Source organism: Microcoleus sp. LAD1_D3 (genome assembly GCF_036702135.1).
Taxonomy (GTDB): domain Bacteria; phylum Cyanobacteriota; class Cyanobacteriia; order Cyanobacteriales; family Microcoleaceae; genus Microcoleus.
The window spans coordinates 50852-72310 of sequence record NZ_JAUBSB010000033.1 but is presented as its reverse complement, the minus strand read 5'-3'; the positions used below and the strand labels follow the sequence as shown (position 1 = coordinate 72310).

The 21459-nt window shown below is 48.2% G+C and carries 16 protein-coding genes; 11 read left to right on the top strand and 5 right to left on the bottom strand.

The window, feature by feature from the left end:
* Window positions 1-199 (top strand): DUF3122 domain-containing protein (locus QUA74_RS18750; RefSeq protein ID WP_333332097.1); only part of this gene is annotated, 199 nt, incomplete at its 5' end.
* 328 nt (window positions 200-527) lie between these two features.
* Window positions 528-743 carry a hypothetical protein gene (locus QUA74_RS18745; protein WP_333031954.1) on the top strand — a complete coding sequence of 72 codons (216 nt, stop codon included), beginning with the start codon at window positions 528-530 and terminating at the stop codon, window positions 741-743.
* A gap of 170 nt (window positions 744-913) precedes the next feature.
* Here QUA74_RS18745 and QUA74_RS18740 read toward each other — a convergent pair whose 3' ends face one another.
* Window positions 914-4006 carry a pentapeptide repeat-containing protein gene (locus QUA74_RS18740; RefSeq protein ID WP_333332094.1) on the bottom strand — a complete coding sequence of 1031 codons (3093 nt, stop codon included), beginning with the start codon at window positions 4004-4006 and terminating at the stop codon, window positions 914-916.
* Window positions 4007-4303: 297 nt separating this feature from the next.
* Here QUA74_RS18740 and rplU point away from each other — a divergent pair, with 297 nt between their 5' ends.
* Window positions 4304-4696 carry a 50S ribosomal protein L21 gene (rplU, locus tag QUA74_RS18735; RefSeq protein ID WP_172190164.1) on the top strand — a complete coding sequence of 131 codons (393 nt, stop codon included), beginning with the start codon at window positions 4304-4306 and terminating at the stop codon, window positions 4694-4696.
* A gap of 27 nt (window positions 4697-4723) precedes the next feature.
* Window positions 4724-5023 carry a 50S ribosomal protein L27 gene (rpmA, locus tag QUA74_RS18730; protein WP_006634942.1) on the top strand — a complete coding sequence of 100 codons (300 nt, stop codon included), beginning with the start codon at window positions 4724-4726 and terminating at the stop codon, window positions 5021-5023.
* A gap of 303 nt (window positions 5024-5326) precedes the next feature.
* Here the strand turns inward: rpmA and thiS are convergent, their stop codons facing one another.
* Both thiS and QUA74_RS18720 read right to left on the bottom strand, forming a co-directional pair.
* Window positions 5327-5539, bottom strand: a complete 213-nt coding sequence (gene thiS / locus QUA74_RS18725; RefSeq protein ID WP_333332090.1) for a sulfur carrier protein ThiS — start codon at window positions 5537-5539, stop codon at window positions 5327-5329.
* A 97-nt stretch (window positions 5540-5636) separates the two neighbouring features.
* On the bottom strand, window positions 5637-6719 hold the full coding sequence (locus QUA74_RS18720; protein WP_333332087.1) for a thiamine phosphate synthase: 1083 nt from the start codon (window positions 6717-6719) through the stop codon (window positions 5637-5639).
* 219 nt (window positions 6720-6938) lie between these two features.
* Here QUA74_RS18720 and QUA74_RS18715 point away from each other — a divergent pair, with 219 nt between their 5' ends.
* Complete coding sequence (locus tag QUA74_RS18715) at window positions 6939-8816, top strand: DUF1565 domain-containing protein (protein WP_333332085.1); 1878 nt, start codon at window positions 6939-6941, stop codon at window positions 8814-8816.
* A 781-nt stretch (window positions 8817-9597) separates the two neighbouring features.
* On the opposite strand, the gene QUA74_RS18710 is transcribed toward QUA74_RS18715, so the two are convergent.
* Complete coding sequence (locus tag QUA74_RS18710; RefSeq protein WP_333332082.1) at window positions 9598-10275, bottom strand: peptidoglycan-binding protein; 678 nt, start codon at window positions 10273-10275, stop codon at window positions 9598-9600.
* Between the two features lie 263 nt (window positions 10276-10538).
* Here QUA74_RS18710 and QUA74_RS18705 point away from each other — a divergent pair, with 263 nt between their 5' ends.
* The 4 genes from QUA74_RS18705 to QUA74_RS18690 all read left to right on the top strand — a co-directional run bounded on the left by QUA74_RS18705 (window position 10539) and on the right by QUA74_RS18690 (window position 16705).
* On the top strand, window positions 10539-12470 hold the full coding sequence (locus tag QUA74_RS18705; protein ID WP_333332079.1) for an SdrD B-like domain-containing protein: 1932 nt from the start codon (window positions 10539-10541) through the stop codon (window positions 12468-12470).
* Window positions 12471-12552: 82 nt separating this feature from the next.
* Entirely contained in the window at window positions 12553-12720 is a 168-nt protein-coding gene (locus QUA74_RS18700) for a hypothetical protein (RefSeq protein WP_333332077.1), read from the top strand.
* A 290-nt stretch (window positions 12721-13010) separates the two neighbouring features.
* Window positions 13011-15446 carry an SdrD B-like domain-containing protein gene (locus tag QUA74_RS18695; protein ID WP_333332074.1) on the top strand — a complete coding sequence of 812 codons (2436 nt, stop codon included), beginning with the start codon at window positions 13011-13013 and terminating at the stop codon, window positions 15444-15446.
* Between the two features lie 398 nt (window positions 15447-15844).
* Window positions 15845-16705 (top strand): SDR family oxidoreductase, encoded by an 861-nt coding sequence (locus QUA74_RS18690; protein ID WP_333332071.1) that lies wholly within the window; start codon window positions 15845-15847, stop codon window positions 16703-16705.
* Between the two features lie 283 nt (window positions 16706-16988).
* Here the strand turns inward: QUA74_RS18690 and QUA74_RS18685 are convergent, their stop codons facing one another.
* Window positions 16989-18017: a hemerythrin domain-containing protein gene (locus QUA74_RS18685; RefSeq protein ID WP_333332068.1), complete on the bottom strand. Its 1029-nt coding sequence runs from the start codon at window positions 18015-18017 to the stop codon at window positions 16989-16991.
* 346 nt (window positions 18018-18363) lie between these two features.
* On the opposite strand from QUA74_RS18685, the gene QUA74_RS18680 reads away from it, so the two are divergent.
* On the top strand, window positions 18364-19629 hold the full coding sequence (locus tag QUA74_RS18680; RefSeq protein WP_333332065.1) for a pitrilysin family protein: 1266 nt from the start codon (window positions 18364-18366) through the stop codon (window positions 19627-19629).
* Between the two features lie 323 nt (window positions 19630-19952).
* Window positions 19953-21221: a pitrilysin family protein gene (locus QUA74_RS18675; RefSeq protein ID WP_333332062.1), complete on the top strand. Its 1269-nt coding sequence runs from the start codon at window positions 19953-19955 to the stop codon at window positions 21219-21221.
* The last annotated feature ends 238 nt before the right edge of the window (window positions 21222-21459 follow it).

Sequence of the window (21459 nt, the reverse complement as noted above, 5' to 3'; positions counted from 1 at the left end):
AGTTAATAGTTGGGATTCAATCCAGTCAAGCAAAACTTTCCATTATATCATAAAATTATTTTGCAAGAGGTCTATTACACAATTGGAAAGTAATCGACCTTTGCTGTTGAGTTTTCCTGTGAAAAATCAAAAAGAAACAGAATTGCTGGTTCCTCCTTTTGCTGTCAGAGAATGGAGGCTGTTGTTAGACAGAAACTAAATATACCAATTTAAGCGCACTCTACATTTAAAATCCATACAACAATTTCCAATGTCACAAATCGCTATGTTTAAATTATGCCTTAAGGTAGATTTAACGTAGTTGAAGGATAATGTTGTCCGAGAAAAACTAAATATACCACTTTAATCGCACTCTACATTTAAAATTGCTACAGTTTCATCAATGTATCAAAAATAACTTTATTTACATAGACCTTAAGGTAGATTTAACCTATTTTAAGGGTAATTATGAAACAAACTAAAAGCTGAGTTAGTCGGTTGACAAAACTTCAGTGTTTTAACGTAGGTGTATTCAGGGTGAATCTACTATGACTTTAATCAGTAAAATTGTCAGAAAAGCTTTGGCAACAGGTTATTTAACGGTTGAGGCCGAAGAACAGTTGCGACAGCAGTTGCAGATGACTAAGTACGGTTTAGAAGATTTTGAGGCTTTTATTAATTTGCAAAAAGAGGTTATGGAAGGTAGGGTGAAACAGCAGGCTTTGGAATTGTTGCGATCGCGCAAATGTTCTGTGGCTGCTTGAATCCAGTCCGATCGACCTTTTGGATAGAATAAGGTCGATCGACCTTCGTATGTCGATCGGTCTTTCGGGCGCGGACTAGGAGGGCCCACCCCACAAGAAAATTCACTCTTTGTGGAACAGGCCGGAAAGCCTGTTCATAAAAATGATACGCCAAGCCTGGAAAAATGTTTCTACTGCATTCCTAGCTGTTGCCTTAACGCTTCTGGAACATTAACGGCTGTATCCAAACCTAGAACATTCTCCCACTTTGTATTTTCATCCCATTCGATATCTCCAAAAGTGCCATCGCTGAGGTTTGCGTCGCTGAGCTTTGCGCCACTGAGCTTTGCGCCACTGAGCTTTGCGCCACTGAGCTTTGCGCCGCTGAGCTTTGCGCCGCTGAGCTTTGCGCCGCTGAGGTTTGCGCCGCTGAGGTTAACACGGCTAAGCTTTGCGCCTATAAGCTTTGCGGCAATGAGGTTTGCGCCACTGAGGTTTACGCGGCTGAAGTATGCGTCGATGAGATTTGCGCCACTAAGGTTTGCGCCACTAAGATTTGCACCGCTGAGGCTTACGCGGCTGAGCTTTGGGCCAATGAGGTTTGCGCCACTAAGGTTTGCGCCGCTGAGGTTTGCGCGACTGAGGTTTGCGTCACTGAGGTTTGCGTCACTGAGGTTTGCGCGACAGAGGTCTGCGCCGCTGAGGTTTGCGCCACTGAGCTTTGCGTCACTGAGGTTTGCGCCGATGAGGTTTGCGCCGATGAGGTTTGCGTCGCTGAGGTTTGCGCCGCTGAGGTTTGCGCCTCTGAGGTTTGCCCCGCGAAGGTTTGCGCCTCTGAGGTTTGCACCACTTAGGAATCTCCCAACAGTTTGGATAAAGCCAAAATCCCCAACACAACAGCTATAACGGATGAGACGCAACAACCGACTTGCATCCTCAACTTTACCTTCAGCATTAGGTTCCCCATAAGGATAAAACATTATTTTGTCTTTTAATTCATCTCTCTGCTGACCGTAACGGTGCAACTCCAACAGCAAAATCATCACATTCAAACCAGCATAAATATCTATTTGTCGCTGTCCCAAATCTTGGGTTTTCAATTGATCTCGCAGTAGGCGCATCTTCTTCTGAGGCAAACTTTCCGGCAGCATATCAATAAATTCCCCATCGCACCACCGCAGATAAAAATCTTCCAGACGCAGGAATAACTCCACAAGACGAAACTGATTTTCCTCCCCTGCAACAGCCGGAGTTGTTAACAACCCCATCAAATATTCCACAATTTCTCCCGTCAGCGGCCCATAACCCAACAAATCATAAATTTCCCAGTCCATCTGAGAGTCTTGAGTATTAAATCCTCTACCTTTCTTTCCCGGTTCCGTCCACTCTTCCAGACTTTCTTTCAATCGTTCCGCACACAGAAATTCACCAAAACTCTTGTGTACAAACTCCACAGAACCTTCTTTACTGCCTTGCTGAAGATAAAAAACCGCCAAAGCATTTCTCAGAGGATTATCAATCCGTTTTTGTGCTTCCTCAAGAAATTTTTTAGCTGAGTCATGTGCTTTCAATCGTTCCTCAATCATCGCTACAGAAGCGCATTCCCCTCCCGACTGCACCACGCACAACCCTGCTTCTGTAAGGATGCGCCGCAAATCCTCTGTTTCCAATTCTGTCAAATCGCGATTGAGCTTATCAGACCGCTGCTCTGTGAGTACCCAATTCACAGTTTTGTTGTAAATCAAAATTTTTGCTTGAGTGCTGTTAGTTCCTTGAAAATTCTCAACTTTCAACGTTTTGTCCCGGTGCATCGCCGCTAACAGATAAAGCAAGAGTGGCTCTCGCGACAGTTCGGATTTTACATTCTCTGGACAACATTCATCTTCTAAAAACTGCTGAAAAGCTGAGGTTTTTTCTGCCCCAAATTGGTCTTCCCACTTGCTCAACCACTGTTGCTGTAGTCCGTCATCCATTACCTGAATTTCGACTCGCTCCAAGTTCTCTGGCAGTTGCCTTTCAATAGCTTGCAAAGCTAAAGTTCTGCCAGTAATCAAAACCCGGTGTCTCATTTCCGAACTCTGAGCGCAGTTCTCCTGAAATTTCCCTACTTGCTTGAGAAATTGCTCTAAACCCCCGTTGCTTCTCCCCTCCATCAGCAACTCGTCAAAGCCATCCAAGAAAAACAAATATCGCGTGTTTCGATCCGTCAACCAGCCGTCATCGCTAGCAAAACCCGCAGTAACTGCATCTTTTAGCGTTTCTCGAAAACTATTGTGCAATTTAGGAATATATCGCAGTCGAATTAACACGGGCGTCCAAACTGGATGCAAATTTTGCCCCACCCAGTCAGCAAACACCCGACAAAAAACGCTTTTTCCGCGTCCGGGCCCAGCTTCGACAAACATTACCCGATTTTGTTTGTTTTCATTCTCAAGCAAGTCTTTTGCCCAAGTTTCTAAATCGAAAGCTTCTGCATCATTTATGAGCTTGCCATTTTTATCAATTGGCTTTGCTTTCAGAGGCACGTAGATATCTTTGAATGAAAATTTTTCTTTAAATACCGATTCTAGCGGTAGAGAGGCAATCTGTTCTTGCAGGTAGTTGTCAATGCTGTGATATTGCTCCTGATCCTTCCGCCATTCGCTGAAAGAAGGCTGTCCAAGATGTTTCATGGCCTCGCCGGAAACTGCCCAAGCTTCGATTAAATAGCGGCCAGTATTAGCAGCAACTCTCTTTGTCAAAATTTGAGCTTCATCGGCATTCAGTCCGGCTTGTTGTAGCCGCTCTGATAGCACTAGGTTAAATTCCGTGGCTAACATCGAATCGCGGAAGCAAGTAACAGTTTCTTTGGCTGCTTTATCGCTCAATTCCCAATCTGCCAATTTTTTAAGCAACTGCTTAACTTTATCGGAAACCGGAGTTTGCCCGATGCGATTTAACAGACTTGCGTCTTCTTCAAGAAAATCCTTAAAACTTTCCAGATAAGCCGCCTGACTGACGAGGAAAATGCACTCAGCTAAAGTCGGCTGCTGGTGAGCTTTTTCAATAAAAAACGCCAGCATTTTCGCCGCAATCCCGACAAATGGCAATCCAGTTCCCACAACTTGAGCTAAGGGAGAGTTCAAAACCTCTAGCAGCAAGTTGCTATTGTCCAGCCCTTGTTCTTTGAACATTTTTGCCAATTCGGCGGCTGTTTTCCCAGCTTCTCCGATTCCCTCCGCTGCTTCGGCGGAAAACAGTTCTTTGATATCAGTATTGAAGAATTTCCCGATGCGATTTGCCATTTTTACCTGCCCTGTTTCACAAGAGAGAATCTGAGAAAATCTACATTTAACTCTGTAAGCATTCCGTAGTTCGTCGCCACAAATCTGTTCTCAAACTAACAATTAGAAAAGATTAAGTCTCTTTTACCTTGACAAAACTACAACAATCAGCAATAATAGTAGATTGTCTGTCTAAATCCGGCTCGGATCAGGTTAAGACATTCCAAAAGCTGGAGAGCAGTCAGCAGTCAAAAGTCCACAACGACTAATGACCAATGACTCATCAGCTACCTGTACGGCAATCTCAACAACCATCCCATGACTTACGCAATCATTGAAACCGGCGGCAAACAATTTCGGGTAGAACCAGGCCGCTTCTACGACATCGAACTGCTTCACGTCGAAGCTGAATCCAAAGTCACCATAGACAAAGTATTTCTCATCCAGCACGAAGGCGAGGTTCATATCGGCCAGCCTCTACTAGAAAATGCCACTGTAGAAGGAACGGTTCTCCGGCATTTCCGGGGCCGCAAAGTCCTCGTCTACAAGATGAAGCCGAAAAAGAAAACTCGGAAGAAAAAAGGGCACCGTCAAGAAACAACTCGCTTTATGATTGACTCCATCAGCGTCAACGGTACAGTCTTAGCCGCCAGAGACTTAACTGCAGCAGTTGTGGAAACTCCCCAAACCGCCGAAACTGATTCAGAATAAAAAATAGTAAATACAGTTGAGGATATTATGGCCCACAAGAAAGGTACAGGCAGTACACGTAACGGACGCGACTCTAATTCTCAGCGTCTGGGTGTCAAAAAGTACGGCGGTCAAGTTGTCAGAGCTGGCAACATTTTGATCCGTCAACGCGGCACCAAATTTCACCCTGGTAACAATGTAGGTATCGGCAGAGATGATACTCTGTTTGCCATGATTGACGGTGTGGTGACTTTTGAAAGAAAAGGCAAAACTCGCAAGAAAGTCAGCATTTATCCTGTTGTAGCAGCACCTGTGGCTGAACCAGTGGCTGAAGCTGTCGCAGTTTAATTGCGATATTTTGCGACGTTCATTAAGTCTCTTTTGTTTGTCTCAAAGTCTCGATCCCCCCTAGCCCCCCTTAATAAGGGGGGGACAAGATTTTTCTCAAAGTCCCTCTTAATTAACGGGCTTTAGGGGGACAAAATTCTTCTCAAAGTCCCTCTTAATTAACGGGATTTAGGGAGACAAAATTCTTCTCAAAGTCCCCCTTATTAAGGGGGATTGAGTGGGATCTAGACTTGAGTGCAAGCGACATTCCTAGGTTCTGCCCATTGGTGAAAATTTAAGGCTTAATTTGCCACCAATTTGTGGCTAGCCTCCTCCGACAATTGTGACAACTTCTAATATGTCGCCCTCTTGCATATGTGTAGATTCCCAAAATTGTTTGTGCAGAATTTCCCCGTTGTACTCCACAGCCACCAAGCGCGGGTTTAATCCCAATTGTTCTAGTAAATTTGGTAACGGTGTGTCGATCGCACAATTGCGGGTTTCTCCGTTAACTTGCAGCGCAATTTGATTTATCATAAGTAAAATATCAGTTTTCAGGGCGGGTTTGGTAACAAAATTATATTTTATGCACAGACTTCCTGTGCTAAACCCGCCCTACGAATCGCAAATAAACCTAGCTTTTCCCGTGCAAAGCTTTCTGAGCTTTCAGATTCTCCATCCGAATCAACTGCGAGATGAAAAACTGCGTGACTAAAGTAGGCTGTTCTGCTTCCATAATCGCGCGTACTATGGCAACCCTTTGAGATCCGGCATTCAATACTTCATCGAGGTTGTTGATATCAATTCCGCCGATCGCAAACCACGGAATCGGCGACTTATCAGCAGCATACCGCACATAGTCCAAACCTGCCGCGTGTTTATCAGGTTTAGTAGGAGTGTGGTAAACCGGCCCAACTCCAATGTAGTCGGCTCCCGCATCAATAGCTCGCTGCATTTCCTCGCCATTCGTAGTCGAACAACCGATGATGCGTCCCGGGCCCAGCAACTTGCGCGCTTCCGCCACAGGCAAATCTCCCTGTCCTAAGTGTACGCCGTCGGCATCCGCTGCGATCGCAAAATCCACGCGATCGTTCACAATCAGCAAAGCATCGTAGCGGTGACAAAGTTCGCAAAGCTGGCGCGCATTAGCCAGTTTTACCCCGTCGTCTGAGCTTTTGTCGCGGTACTGCACCAAAGTCAGTCCCCCTTGCAAAGCAGCTTCCACGACTCCCAACAAGTTGTCTCTCGGCGAAGTTACAAGGTATAACTGCGATCGAAGTAACTGCTGGTAGCGCCGATAAGCCAGCAAATTGCTTTCGAGAGTATAAACCCGATAGCGCATCTGCTTAAAAGCCGCGCCCATATTCCGATCGTAAATTTTGCCATACTCTTCGAGTACCCGCAGAGCTTCTTCCACCCGGCAGAAATTCGCCTCCAGTAGCTGCTGAATGCTCGAACGCTGCTCTTCCTGCGGGTGAGTCAACTCCGTACCCGGATCAGCCGGCGTATCCCTAGCACTTCGCAATTCTGCGACGTGCCAAGCAGCCAATTCTTGACGCAGTTGCTTGCACTCGCCAGCTAAATCGGCGTTGTTGAGACCAAACCTGCACCATTCTTCAATAATTCTCAACCCTTCGCGCGATCGATCTAAATTTGCATCTAAAATCCGGCAGAGGGCTGGCTGTGCCGGTAAAGTTCTGTTTTGTTTGTCGGTCATTCAGAACCACCCTAATTATAATTAATTTTACCAGTCAAACCGCTATATTCTCCCACGCCGTCAAGATTGTGGCAAAGCAAGCGGCTTAATTTTGGCATAAACCGATGTAAATTCGACAATTTTTTAAGTTTTATTGAATTTGATGAAAACAAAGCATAATAGATCAAACTTGATGAGAGTGGAATCGTTAAACTGCATACCACACTTCGGAGGAGAGCCGTGAGGTTAGCAGAACAACACAAAAGATTAACAGAAGAAAACCCCAGCAGGCGGGTGAAATCAAAGTTCGATCGCGAAAACCCGACACCGAACTCAGGAAGCGGAACTCGGATCGCAAATCAGTGGGGTTTATTTATGCTCCTAAATTCTCAATATAGCGAGTGCAAAGAAAATCGATCGCAAAAATCTTGTTTGAGTTCTTGCCTTCTGCTCGTCTTTGCGATGACCGCCTTTTGCAACCCTCAACCGTCAGTTATCGCTGCCGGGATACCCGGAGAGCAGCTACTTTCTCAGACCCTGGAGAGCGACATTAACATACTTTACGTCAGCTCGATCGGGGGCAGCGACACGGGGGGCAACGGCAGCGATCAAGCTCCGTTTAAAACCCTTACCTACGCCTTAAGCGTCGCCCCGCCCAAAACAGCGATTTTGCTAGCGCCCGGTACTTACAGCGAGCAAACCGGCGAAAAATTTCCATTAATGCTTAGGCCCAGCGTGACAGTTCAGGGAAATCCCAACACTCGCGGTCAGAATATTGTCATCAAAGGCGGAGGATACTTTATCAGTCCGACTTCGGCGGGTCAAAATATTGCGATTTTAGGCGCAGATGGGGCGGGACTCAGCGGGGTGACGGTGACTAATACCAACTATCGCGGTTACGCTTTGTGGATCGAATCGAGTTCTCCGACAGTTGTCAACAATACTTTTTCTGGCAGCACTCACGACGGCATTTCAGTAGTGGGTACTTCCAGGCCGACGATTGGCGGGAATGTTTTCTCGAAAAATGGAGCTAACGGCATTACGATTTTTGGCAGTTCCCAGCCGGAAGTTCGAGATAATGTGTTTGAAAACACGGGATTTGGGGTGAATGTAGCGCAGAACGCTTCGCCTCTGCTGATCGGTAATAAAATTACTCGCAATAAAGATGGCGTGGTGGTGCAAGCTGATGCTAGGCCGGTGCTGCGTAACAATTATATCGAGAGTAACCGGCGGGACGGAATTGTGGCGATATCGAGAGCTCTGCCGGATTTGGGAACTGCAACCGAACCGGGGGGTAATGTCATTCGCAACAACGGTCAGTACGATGTCAACAATGCGGCCAAAGGTCAAGTAATCCCAGCCTACGGCAATCAATTGTTGAGCAGCCGGACGACGGGATCGGTTGACGTGGCGGGAACTTTTACCCCTGGGCCAATTGGAGGAAGTGCTTTGCAGCTAACGACCGATCGACCTCCCAGCATCGGCGGCCCAGAAACTTCTCTCCCTGCTTACACTCCCGGGCGGCTAAGTCCCAGAGTGGAAAGAGCGCCAATTTCGCCACCTGCGCCGGTTTCCAGGCGACCGGTGCAAAATCGCTCGACACCGCCAAGCGCTCAGTTGCAGCAAGAGCTTTCTCCGAGGAATGCCGCTGCTTCATCGGTAGTCCCAGGGGCGATCGCAATTCCTGTGCCCGATCCGAATTATCGATCGGTTTCGGAAATTTCGGTACAGCAACCAATTATTCCTCCCAATTTTGATAGTTCGAGTTCGGTTTCTTCCGAGGGTAGATTGCCGGTTCCGGGCCGCAACATTCCTATCGGAAGGGGCGGTTATGTACCTGCACCTTTAGGGGGGAATTCTTTGCCCGATGCCGCGGATAATTCGCCGTCATTCGATCTACCGTCTGCTTTGGGTTTGCGCTATCGAGTTGTGGTGGATACCGACAGCCCGGACGATCGACAAAAAATGCAATCCCTCGTTCCCGGTGCCTTTCGCAGTTTTGCCAGCGGACGACCGGTGATGCAAGCCGGTGCTTTTCGGGAACGCGAAAAAGCTGAGGAATTGCTACAAATGCTCAGCGCTAACGGTTTGAATGCTCGAATTGAAGAAATTAAATGAAATGGTCATTAGTCATTAGTTAACTGTTGACTATTAACTGTTAACTGTTGAATGTTAACTAATGACCGAAAGAATCCAGGATACAAGCCCCCGGATTCATCCGTCCAGAAATAAAAAACCTGTATCCGATGAAACTTGCCCCCCGAATTTATCCGTGGGGTCAATGCTTCACTTCTTTAATCTAAAATCTAAAATCTAAAATCGATTGACTGTTGAGTGTTAACAGCCAAAGACTGCTTGCTACTTCAAAATTTCAAAATTTTAGGGCCTAGCATATCGGATGCCAGACCCTAAAAAGTTTGTAAATTAAGTTGATTCAAGTGGGTTTTTAGCTCTGCTGAGTTTCAGCAAACTACAACTAAGGTGGACTTTTTTGCAACTACTCTGCGGACGAGCTAGCTATCAGCGGAGTCTATTCAGACTTCTGTGTTTGATTGTGCGATCGCAACTTTTGATTCATGCAATAGCCTCAAGCTATCTAACAAATATCGAGCGCAATGTCAACCTTTCTTTGCTAATAAGCTACACGGTTCAGGCGTTGCCTGCGGACTAGAGCCGAGCGGGACAAATACTCTAATTCCAAATTTTTTATCCAAGTTTTTTGTGCTTCTTGGTTTTGCCCCTCCTGTTTTTAAGTTAACACCAACTGCGCGCATAAAAACACTTTGTTTACCAAACTTGACACTTTTTGATGTGAAGAAATACTTCCAAAAGGGATTATTAACAATTTGTACGATCGCCCGATACCGCAACGTGCACACCCGGCACTTTTCGCTTGCTGTCAACGCAGCAGAGCTTCCCAAGTAGCACGGCCGACTATGCCGTCTGCTGGCAGTTGATATTGTCGCTGAGCCGCCTTGACAGCAGCTTGAGTTTCCGGGCCGAATACGCCGTCAGCACTCACGCGTAAAAATCCCTTGGCCCGCAGCCGCTCTTGCAAATCTCTGACTGCCGCCCCCCGCATTCGTCTTCTTAAAACTGGAAAATTGGTTGGCTGCGCTTCGGGGCTAATCTCTGAGTTGTCGGTAGTTGTAGGATCGTTGGCGATCGGGTTTTCGATCGCACTCGGAGTCGCAGGAAACAGCCGGTTCCAAGTATCTTGACCGACTATTGCGTCTGGAGGCAGGCCTGCTGCTTCCTGGAACTGAGACACAGCTCTAGCGGTGCTTTGTGAGAAAATCCCGTCTACAGTGCCAGTATAAAAGCCCAACAATTGAAGAGCAGCTTGGAGTTCGATCACTTCCGAGCCGCGGCTGCCCAATTTGATTGCGGGGCGGACGATCGCACCTGTTTGAGCGATCGGGCTGTTGCTGTTACTCTGTTGGGAGGTAGGTAGCTGTGCCGCAGCAGGAGTCGGGGCGATCGAGCCTATTGCCAATAAACCGCACAAACTCCAGCCGAAGAGCAAACTTGGAACCTCGCGGGCGTCATTCCAGCTTGCTGTCAAGTTTTGGGACATTGGGAATTCGACCTCTGCAAAACTGGTAGCGATCGTACATCAAATCTGGAAAAAATTGGGAATTTCGGCATAGGGAATTGGGCTAAGGCATTAACTGATTCCCTGGCTATGCCTGCGAACCAGTTAACTCAAAACTCACAACTATTCTCCCCTTCCCTTTCCTAAAAATAATTTATCCCCTGAAATAGCTGCAATTGGCAAAAAAACTGCTAGATTGCCCTACAGAAAACATTGAACCGCGTTCATTGGGCCCCAGCAACACCATGTCCGAATCCAGCACCAGAACCGCCAGCCAAATAGACATCGGCAACGTCAACATCGGGAACTTCCAAGTCGGCAGCATCAGCGGCACCAAATACAACGACTTCAACGCCAACGGCCTCCCTGATCCGGGAGAAGTTCCCATTCCCAACTGGCAAATCTACCTCGACCTCAACAACAACGGCCAGCCAGAATTTAACGAACCTTCCACCCTCACAAACCCGCAAGGCAACTACATCTTCGCCAACCTGCCCCCGGGAACTTACCAAGTTAGGGAAGTCCAGCAGCCGAACTTTCGCCAAACTACCCCAAATCCCGCACCCATCACGATTACCAGTGGCACAAACACTGACAATATCAATTTTGGCAACAACTTTAACGCAGGGACGATCGCAGGCACAAAATTCAACGACATCAACAACAACAGCAGCCGAGATCCCGGGGAACAAGGGCTAGCTAACTGGCAAATCTACCTCGACCTCAACCGCAATAACAGGCTAGACGGCGACGAACCTTTTACTTTTACAAATGTTGAAGGCAATTACGCTTTTGTCAATATTCCCGCCGATACATATTTGGTGAGAGAAGTCCAGCAACCGGGTTTTCTCCAAACCACGCCTGACCCCGGCCCGGTTAACGTTACTTCCAACGCCACTGTCAACAACATCAATTTTGGCAATGTCTTTTTTGTCGGCAGCATCAGCGGTGTCAAGTTCAACGACCTGAATGCCAACAGCGTCCGAGACGCGACAGACCCCCCTCTGACCAACTGGCAAATTTACCTCGACCTCAACGGCAACGGCAGCGTTGACCCGGGCGAACCCAACACCATCACAAACCCGCAAGGCAACTACACTTTTGCCAATGTTTCTCCTGGCCGGTATTTGGTGAGGGAAGTCCAGCAACCGGGATGGGTACAGACTACGCCAAATCCAGGCCCGATCGACATAACCGGCAATACCAACGCTGTCGGCGTCAATTTCGGCAACAATTTTCCTACCGGTAGCATCAGCGGCTTCAAGTTCAACGACCTCAACGCTAACGGTATCAACGAACCGACGGAACCGAGAGTTGCCAACTGGCCGATTTACCTTGATTTCAACAACAACGGCAGTTTAGATCCGAGCGAACCTGCGACTTTAACAAACCCCGAAGGTAATTTCTCTTTTATCAATTTGCCTCCAGGAACCTATGTCGTGAGGGAAGTGCCGCAGCCCGGTTTTCGACAAACTACGCCCAATCCGACTCCGATCACCGTGGGCAACGGCACAAATGCCACTAATCTCAGCTTTGGCAATGTATTGGTGACTGGCACCATCAGCGGTGTGAAATTTAACGATTTTAACGCCAACGGCATCCTCGATGCCGGGGAACCGCCGATCGCCAACACTCAAATTTATATCGACCTCAACAATAACAGCAGTTTAGATCCGGGTGAAGCGAGTACCTTCAGCGATCTGCAGGGCAATTACAGTTTCCGTAACGTTCCTGTAGGTAGTTATGTTGTCAGGGAAGTTCCGCCGCCCGGTTTCATTCAAACGACTCCGCCTGCGGTGGTTGTTGTCTCGGCAGAGATTCAGGCTAGCAGCATCGATTTTCTGACGGGAGGGGCTGAGGGTAGGTCAGCTAAATCCTTGAAGGGCGACCCGCTGACGGATGGCAGCAGCTATGCGGGCGAACCTGCGGGCAATATGGGGACCGATCGCTTGCTTTTGAGCCAGGGTCATGATAGTGATCAAATTAGTAATTTTTTGAGTGATGGATTTTTTACGAATTTAGGCAATATTCCTAACTTTGGGCAACAGAATGTCGGTCTGGAGCCTAATGCACAAATTAGTAATTTTGTCAAGACAAATGAATTAAATAATGAATGGGGCGATCGCTCACTCGTTGGTGCCGATGGGCGCGAGAGATTTCTCGGTTATGTAGGGTGACACAAAGCTCGATCGCCCCGCATCCCAAACCACAGATAAAAATCAGGAAGAGGTTAAAGGGCGATCGCGTGATACCCTATTGTTGGCAACCTCCAAAGCCAAGCCAGAGTTCCGGGAAGCCCAAAGCTGGCTTGTATATGAGGAGCAAGATTCAGAGACAGTATCATACCTGTTTTTAGGAATTATCAGACAATTCCCCAAGTGCGATCGCCCTCGTGGCCCGGTCGCTCAAGTCACCGAGGTGCAGTGAATCTTAACGTTGTTCCAGCTCTAAACAGCAAGTGTCCACGGGCAGAAGAACTCCGGGCGCAAATCTTGAAGATATTGCGCTCAAATTGCCACAGCTATTCAAAACCTGATATAATCTCGTGCGACAAAGCTGGAGTAAGCCTGATGTTAGATGAGGAACCTTCGAGCAACGTAGACGTATGTATGATTGAGTAGCGATCGTCAGTCGCTAGCAGCAGCTAACTGCTGATTGACAAAGTGATACAGTAGCCTGTAGCTTACGTAGATTTAGGTGTGAAGGAAAAGAAAATCATGACAGACATAAAGGCTAGTCAGGTAACTCCTGTATTACCCCCAGTAGTGCTACCGCCAACCATCAATTTTGGCAACGCTCCTGCGGGTATCCAGGGTACCAAATTCCGCGACAACAACCTCAACGGCATTCGAGATGCAGGCGAGCCGCCAATCTCCAACGTCCAAATCTTTATTGACACCAATAACAACGGCACTGTCGAGCCAGGTGAACCCTCGACGTTGACAAACGCCACCGGAAACTTCGTATTTCCAGGCTTGCTTCCAGGCACCTATACAGTTAGGGAAATTCCGCCACCCAATTTGAACCCGACAACTCCTAACCCAGTTGTCGTCAACCTTACGGGCACTAATGCCACAGTGTTGTTCGGCAATGGTCCGATCCCGCCCGGTGGTGAGATTATTGGCTGCAAATTCCTCGACGTAGACAACGACGGCTTTCGAGACGGGAGTGAACCCTCGATGCAAAACGTCAGAATCTATATCGATGCCAACAACAACGGTGAGCTAGATCAAGGGGACACCAGTACCTTAACTGATAGAAACGGCGAGTTCCGATTCACCAATTTGCAGCCAGGGCTGTACCGGATTCGGGAAGAGCGAGCCAACGGGCCGGGCACTGAACCGTTAGAAAGAGATTTTCCCCAAAGCACCCCCCCCGGTAGCACCCCCCTGCTTGACGTTAACCTCGGCCAGGGCGAAATCTGGGCCTGCGCTCAAGTCGGCAACACTCCCCTGTACGAAATCCCGATCTTCAAATTCCGGGACGACAACGCCAACGGCATACAAGACGCAGGGGAAATTCCTCTCTCGGGCATCCCGTTCATCATCGATGTGAACCGGAACGGCCGAACAGACACGGGCGAACCGCAGTTGTTCACTGGCGCTGATGGTAGGGCTACCTTCAGAGATTTGAAGGCTGGCAGCTACTCAGTATTGGAAACCTTTGAAACCTTCATAGCCAACCAGCCGCCAATTCCAACTACCCAGAACCCGGTAGAAGTCACAGCCCCCGGGCCCCAATCGCGACAGCAGGGAACGCTGCCTTTCCTAGTGGCAGATGCAACAGTTCCCGGTGGCCAGCGCGTCGTTTCGGCGAACTTTCCGCCCCCGTTCCCGCCGCTCAACCCGGAACCGGCAGTCTTCTTCACCTCGATTCCGGTAAATCCAGGCAGCGGTGCAGTCGGGAATACGCGCCCCAACATCACAATCTTCAAATACAACGATAAGAACGCTAACGGTCGTTACGAACCGGGCAACACTCCAGAGGAAGGGGGCATTGCCGGCGTCACGGCTTACATTGATGCCAACGACAACGGCGCCCTCGACACAGGGGAACAGTCGATAGTAACTGACGCCAACGGACGCGCCGCTTTCACCAACCTGGAACCAGGCAATTATGTGGTTCGGGAAGTCGCGCAGGCGGGTTTTAGTCCTACTACTCCGGATCGGGTGCAGTTCGACCTCAGCACTCAAGATGCCAACGTCGTCTTTGGCAACACCCCCAACAGCCGGATCACTGGGTGCAAATTCCAAGATGTGAACGGCAACGGCTACCGAGACGGCTTTGAAACGCCGATCGCAGGGGTCACAATCTACCTCGACAGCAACGGTAACGACGCCCTCGATGCGGAAGAAACCACTAGCGTCAGCGATCAGTTCGGCCGCTGGGAGTTTGGCAATTTGACCCCCGGTATTTACCGAGTCCGGGAAGTCACGCCTCCGAATTCTTTCCAAACTACTCAACCACTGGACATCGTACTGGGCGCAAACCAAACGTTTACTTGTGCTTTGGTAGGCAACAACCAGATCCCTCAGAACCTTAGCTTTAACGAGCCAGTTGAGAAGTTCCGCGACGACAACCGCAACGGCATTCGAGATGAGGGCGAGCCTCCTTTGGAGGGCATCCCGTTCACCTTGGATTTGAATAACAACCGGCTCTACGATCCTGCTACCGAGCCTCTGGTATTTACTGATGCGAATGGTATTGCCCTGTTCACCAATTTAGCTCCGGGCACCTATTCGCTATTGGAAGTTTTCAACGCTCCGGGCGTTCCCAACCCGTTCCCGATTCCGACCGGGCCCAACCCTGTTCCTTTAACGGTGCCGGGACCGAATGCGTCTGTGACGCCAGAGCTAACGATTATGAGCATCGATCCGCTGACTGGTGGCACGGGTGTGGTAACTGCTTCTAGCATCCCCAACGATAATGATCCGCTGAATAACCCCGAGCGTTCAGCGGCGGCTCTGGTACAGGCCAGCACCGCCGATGATGATCGCTTGCTCGCTTCTAAGACTGAGACTGGTGTTAGCACCTTTAACCCCAACGATTTGCGAAACTCGGCGAATTCCCTGATGGCAATATTTTTTGAAGAGAATGGTCTCGATAAATCATTGTTCGTCGTTCCTCCTAAGCCTACGCCTTCGCTGCTTTAATCTTAAGTTGGGTCTTTAGTTTGAGACTCATCAATTAGCCACTAGCTTGTTTAAACTGCACGTCAAATCATGTTTTGGCGTGCTTTTTGCTGTTGTGACAATAATTAGAGGCTCGCGGGGCGGGTTTATGGATTTCTTTAATTACCGCAAATATTTTTCGTGAAACCCGCCTCTACAACAAATATATCCCGATGCTCGTAGGGACGGATTTTATCGACAATCTTTGAGGAAAACTCACAATTTATATAAACCAGCCCCCCACAATCATGGGTTCGGCTGACGGGTTTATTTATCTCTTTAATTACTGTCTTTAGTCGTAGAGCGCGATCGGCAAAAAGAGCGATTCCCTAGTTCCAGAAAACCTTTATTTATAGAGGTATAACCTAGAGGAATATGTTATGCCAACTCAACAACAAACCAATCCGGCTCAACATCAAGAACAGCAACCCGGTATTGAATCGCAAATGACCCCGCAACCTCAATCCTTCGCGGAGGGATATCGCGGTAGCGACAAATTGCGGGACAAAGTAGCCTTAATTACAGGCGGAGACAGCGGTATCGGGCGTGCAGTGGCGATCGCCTTTGCCAAAGAAGGCGCGAACGTGGTCATCAGCTATCTTAACGAAGATGATGATGCCAAAAAAACCAAAGAGGCGATCGAACAACAAGGGCGCCGCTGTATTGCGATCGCCGGCGACATCGGCGACGAAAACGTCTGTCAAAACCTTGTAGAACAAACAGTTAAAGAATTTGGTAGCCTCGACATCCTCGTCAACAACGCCGCCGAACAGCATCCCCAAGAAAGCATTGAAGACATCACCGCCGAACAATTAGAGCGCACCTTCCGCACCAACATTTTCTCAATGTTTTACCTCACAAAAGCCGCTCTCAAACACCTCAAAGAAGGAAGTGCAATTATCAACACTACCTCTGTCACCGCTTACAAAGGCAATCAACAATTATTAGATTACTCCTCCACAAAAGGAGCAATTGTTGCCTTTACCCGCTCTTTGTCTCAAAGTTTAGCTGAGAAAGGAATTCGCGTCAACGGAGTAGCTCCCGGCCCGATTTGGACGCCTCTAATTCCCTCGACTTTCCCTGAAGAAAAAGTGGAGAAATTTGGTGCAGACACAGCCTTGGGACGCGCCGGTCAACCCGATGAAGTTGCCCCCAGTTACGTGTTTTTAGCTTCAAAAGATTCGTCTTACATGACGGGTCAAATTTTGCATCCCAACGGCGGCTCTGTGATTAATGGCTAAAATCTTCTTGTTTCCAATGCTCGTAGGGGCCGGTTTTACCGGAAACCTTTGATGAAATTCATAATATAAATAAACCCGCCCTCCACAACTCGGGGGCGGGTTTATTTATATTATGAATTACCCGAAATATCTTTCGTGAAACCCGCCCCTACAAATAATATATTTATTTTTTAAAATAGTCTTTCAAAAAAACAGTAATCCCGCTACCCACGTAGCGGGATTGATAGGTTGCAGTTTAGCTACTCTCTAGTTTTGCTAGAGCTACAATTAGCTCGCTGCTGAATTAGCTCATGTTAGCCATTTCTTGCTGCATGGTGCTTTTGGCTGCTTTGAATTGAGTAGCCATTTGTTCCATTTGTGCTTCGCTCAGGTTGCGGCGAATTTGAGGTAACATATCGTTTTCTTCTTCTTTCACGTGATCCTGAACCGCTGTTTGGAGCTGTTTGATTTGGGCTTTAAAATCAGAAGAACTGGGGTTGAGAGCCTTAATTTGGGCGAGCATTTGCTTCATTGCTGCTTGCTCGTCGTACAGTTCTTGAGTATCGGTGTAGTAGCTGCGAATTGCTGGATAAACTATTTGTTCTTCGGCTTCTGCGTGAACGCTGAGGTCTTTGTAAAGTTGCCCGAAGAATTCTTGCAGTTTTTGAGGATCGTCGGTTTTTTCGATTTCCATAAAGAGGGTATCGACTTTGCGGTGATCCATGGTGAGGATTTCGGTGATGTTCATCTCATCTTTGGTGCGGGTAACTGCACCGCCGATGATGCCGGTCATAGCTGCCATTGCATCTTGTACGCGGGCCCAAACGCCTTGATCGGGGTCTTTGCCGGTCAGTTCGCGCACTCCTAAGACTTCTAAAACTCCTTTGAGTTGTTCTTGGTGAGCGCGGTTTTCAAAGTTAACTGTGTTGAGCGGGGTAATGGCGGCTTCGATGTCGGCGCCAACTACTTGGGCGGCTTTATGAATTAATAAGCCAGCCATTGTTTGTTTGTGTTTGAGCAGTTCGTGCTGGGCGACTTTTTCAAACATGGTGAGTTCAGAACCTTCCATAAGTTTCTGAACTTCTTCAATCATTTTTGTGCTGGTTTCTTTGGGTTCGGCTTGAATGCCGTATTGCACGATCGTAGTTTCTAATACGCCCATGTTTTTGCGATCGTCCTCAAGCATATGGCGGAAGCGATCAGCCAGTTCGGAGTCGTTGCAGGAATTGATGAACAATTGCTCGTTGGCGATCAACAGGTTTTGCAGCGCTTTCATGTCTGCTAATTTCATCGCGATCGCTTGGCGCTTGGTATCTTCTAAGGTAGCTACCATCTGTCGTTTCTCCTCTCAATGTCTTTAGTGTTCTTATATTTCTTAATTTATTGAAATATTCTGATAACATCCTCTTTCTCCCGACTGATTCATTAATATCCCGCGCAACCTATTGACTTTTAAACCAAGAAATGATACTTAATTAAGGCTAAGGTCGTTTTTTAAAAAAGCAAAAATTACCCTTAATAACAACTGCCAACTGACCACTGACCACTGACCACTGCCAACTGCCAACTGACAACTGCCAACTGACAACTGACTTTTGTATCAATTAATCCCGATCGCAGAGCTGTAAAGCGCTACCATAGTTGCAGCCGAAGTTAACTAAAGTTTAAGAATAACTAGCTTGTCTCAACTGCTCACTGCTTTAGAGTTCCCAGCCAATGTCTGGAAGCTCAACAACGGGTTAACGGTAATTCACCAGCGGATTTCGGCCACACCGGTGGTCGCCCTAGACGTGTGGGTGAGGGCTGGCGCTACGCTGGAGCCGGATTCTTGGTCGGGAATGGCTCATTTTCTAGAACACATGATATTTAAAGGGACGGATTCGATTGCCCCTGGAGAATTTGACCAGGTAATCGAAAATCGCGGCGGTGTCGCCAATGCAGCTACAAGTCACGACTACGCCCATTTTTTCGTCAACGCTGCGGCCGATTATTTAGCAGAAACAGCGCAGCCACTGGCAGAATTGCTGCTGCGCGCTTCGATTCCCGATCGAGAATTTGATCGCGAGCGAGATGTGGTGCTAGAAGAAATCCGTCAAGCTCAAGACAATCCCGATTGGCTGGGTTTCCAAGCAATGATGGAAACAGTTTACCAGCGGCATCCCTACAGGCGATCGGTACTCGGCACCGAAGAGCTGCTGATGTCGCGAACTCCCCACGAAATGCGCTGTTTCCACCGATCGCACTATCAGCCGGAAAATATGACTGTGGTGATAGTTGGGGGAATTGATGAACAACAGGCCAGAGATGTTACGGGGAAAGCATTCGAGCAGTTTTACGATCCGTGGGATTGTCCCAAATTAACCGCAGAGGCGGAACCGCCACTGATAGAAATTCGCCGTCAGGAATTGAGCCTGCCCCGATTAGAACAAGCCCGGCTAATGATGGCCTGGACGGGCCCGGGAGTTGAACACTTGCAAAGTGCTTGCGGCTTGGATTTGCTGTCGGTGTTGCTCGCAGACGGGCGAACTTCGCGTTTAGTCAGGGAACTGCGGGAAGAATTACAATTAGTAGAGGCGATCGAGAGCACTTTCTCGCTGCAACGGGAATCGAGTTTATTTACTATCAGTGCAGTCTTGGACGCGAAGGATGTCGAACAGGTGGAATCTCGGATTTGCGATCGACTTTGGGAATTGCAGTCTGAGCCGGTTTCCGAGGTAGAATTGCTCCGCTGTAAGCGTTTGCTGTGCAACGATTTTGCTTTCTCGCTCGAAACGCCGGGACAGCTAGCGGGTCTTTACGGATATTACAATACGATCGCCACTGCGGAATTAGCGCTCAGCTATCCCACCAGGATTAAAGCATTTGGGCCCTTAGACCTCCAACGCCTAGCTCAACAATATCTCTCTCCCCGACGCTATACAGCCGTCGTACTCAAACCAATCTAATCGTTAAACTGGTGAATATAAATATCTTTTGTACCGGATAGATGTTCGGCATTTGTGCGGGGTTCTCTGTGGTTGTGGCGCACCCTACGGGATAGAGGTTCGGCGTTTGTCCAGGGTTCTTTGTGCTTGTGGCGCACCTTACAGGATAGATGTTGTTACATTTAGATGTTGTGCGTCAGGCCCTGCCCGGTATGACATCATACAAGATGCAAATGGAAAATAGAAAAATGGCAATCAAGTAATTACCAATTACCAATTACCAATTACCCCTTCCCAATTACCAATTACCTCTTCCCAATTACCAATTCTCGACTAAATTAACCATGAAAAATGAAATCCAGCGCACGGTTTTAGACAACGGTATTGTTGTCTTGGCAGCAGAAAATCCAGCCGCAGATATTATTGCAGCTAGGATATTCCTGCGGGCCGGCAGTCGCTACGTGCAGCCGGAACAAGCAGGGTTGTGTCACTTGCTGTCGGCGGTAATGACTAAGGGAACCGAGCGCCTGTCTTCGCTGGAAATTGCGGAGCGTGTAGAATCGGTGGGAGCGAGGTTGAGTGCCGACTCTACTACAGACTATTTTTTAGTGAGTTTGAAGACGGTTTCTGCGGATTTTGAGGACATTTTGGAGTTGGCGGCGCAATTGACGCGATCGCCCACTTTCCCGGAAGCTGAAGTCGAACTTGAACGCCGTATTGCCATATCAGCAATTCGATCGCAACAAGAACAGCCATTTGCGATCGCCTTTGAGCAATTGCGGCACGCGATGTACCAGGAACATCCCTATGCTTTCTCTCCCTTGGGCACGGAAGCTACTATGTCACAGCTCACCAGAAACGAGCTCGAACAGTTCCACAAAACCTATTTCCGTCCCGATAATGTAGTGATTTCTGTAGCCGGCAGAATCTCCACCGAAGATGCGATCGCCCTGATCGATCGAACTTTTGGATCCTGGAAAGCGCCTTTAACACCCCTGCCAACTTTAACTGTCCCCCCCCTCTACCCCTCCCCTCAATCGGTCGTTACCGCGCAAGATACGCAGCAATCAGTGATTATGCTGGGCTACCTCGCACCCTCCGTCAAAAATCCCGATTACGCAGCGATTAAGTTGCTGAATACTTATTTGGGTAACGGTTTGTCGAGCCGATTGTTTGTGGAATTGCGGGAAAAGCGGGGCTTGGCTTACGACGTTTCCGCCCTCTACGCGACGCGCTTGGACACGGCTCAGTTTGTCGTGTACATGGGTACGGCGCCGGAAAATACGGCGACTGCTTTTGAAGGATTGCGCGCCGAAGTCGATCGACTCGCCAACATCGAACTAAGCGAGGAAGAATTGCAAGCTTGCAAGAATAAAATGCTCGGTCAATATGCTTTAGGGAAACAAACTAATTCGCAAATTGCCCAAGTTTTAGGCTGGTATGAAATTTTGGGATTGGGAATTCAATTTGACCAGCAATTTCAAGAAGAAATTGCACAGGTGACAGCTTCACAAGCGCGGGATGCGGCTAAGAAATACTTCATCGAACCGTATATTTCTTTGGTGGGCCCGGAGGCGGCGATTACAGAGTTGGGTGTAGCGGCTGTTTGTTGAGTAGGAAATTGGCGATCGAACTTTTCACAAGTTCGATCGATGCGATCGCAGACAAAAAAACTTTTCGCTTAACAATTATTTGTGTTTTACGATCGCTTTTAACCTTTCCAAAGGTTACAACAAAGCCAACTATTATTGCTGGCATTCTCTAGAACTGACACCGACAAGCTCAACGGAATTTTCGTTGGTAGTATAACGTTCCGGTTGAGCTGTTGCAAATAACACTCGTAGCACCACC

Coding starts and splice junctions, on each gene's coding strand:
- QUA74_RS18745 (WP_333031954.1), top strand. CDS start 528: ATGACTTTAATCAGTAAAATTGTCAGAAAAGCTTTGGCAACAGGTTAT.
- QUA74_RS18740 (WP_333332094.1), bottom strand. CDS start 4,006: ATGGCAAATCGCATCGGGAAATTCTTCAATACTGATATCAAAGAACTG.
- rplU (WP_172190164.1), top strand. CDS start 4,304: ATGACTTACGCAATCATTGAAACCGGCGGCAAACAATTTCGGGTAGAA.
- rpmA (WP_006634942.1), top strand. CDS start 4,724: ATGGCCCACAAGAAAGGTACAGGCAGTACACGTAACGGACGCGACTCT.
- thiS (WP_333332090.1), bottom strand. CDS start 5,539: ATGATAAATCAAATTGCGCTGCAAGTTAACGGAGAAACCCGCAATTGT.
- QUA74_RS18720 (WP_333332087.1), bottom strand. CDS start 6,719: ATGACCGACAAACAAAACAGAACTTTACCGGCACAGCCAGCCCTCTGC.
- QUA74_RS18710 (WP_333332082.1), bottom strand. CDS start 10,275: ATGTCCCAAAACTTGACAGCAAGCTGGAATGACGCCCGCGAGGTTCCA.
- QUA74_RS18705 (WP_333332079.1), top strand. CDS start 10,539: ATGTCCGAATCCAGCACCAGAACCGCCAGCCAAATAGACATCGGCAAC.
- QUA74_RS18695 (WP_333332074.1), top strand. CDS start 13,011: ATGACAGACATAAAGGCTAGTCAGGTAACTCCTGTATTACCCCCAGTA.
- QUA74_RS18690 (WP_333332071.1), top strand. CDS start 15,845: ATGCCAACTCAACAACAAACCAATCCGGCTCAACATCAAGAACAGCAA.
- QUA74_RS18685 (WP_333332068.1), bottom strand. CDS start 18,017: ATGGTAGCTACCTTAGAAGATACCAAGCGCCAAGCGATCGCGATGAAA.
- QUA74_RS18675 (WP_333332062.1), top strand. CDS start 19,953: ATGAAAAATGAAATCCAGCGCACGGTTTTAGACAACGGTATTGTTGTC.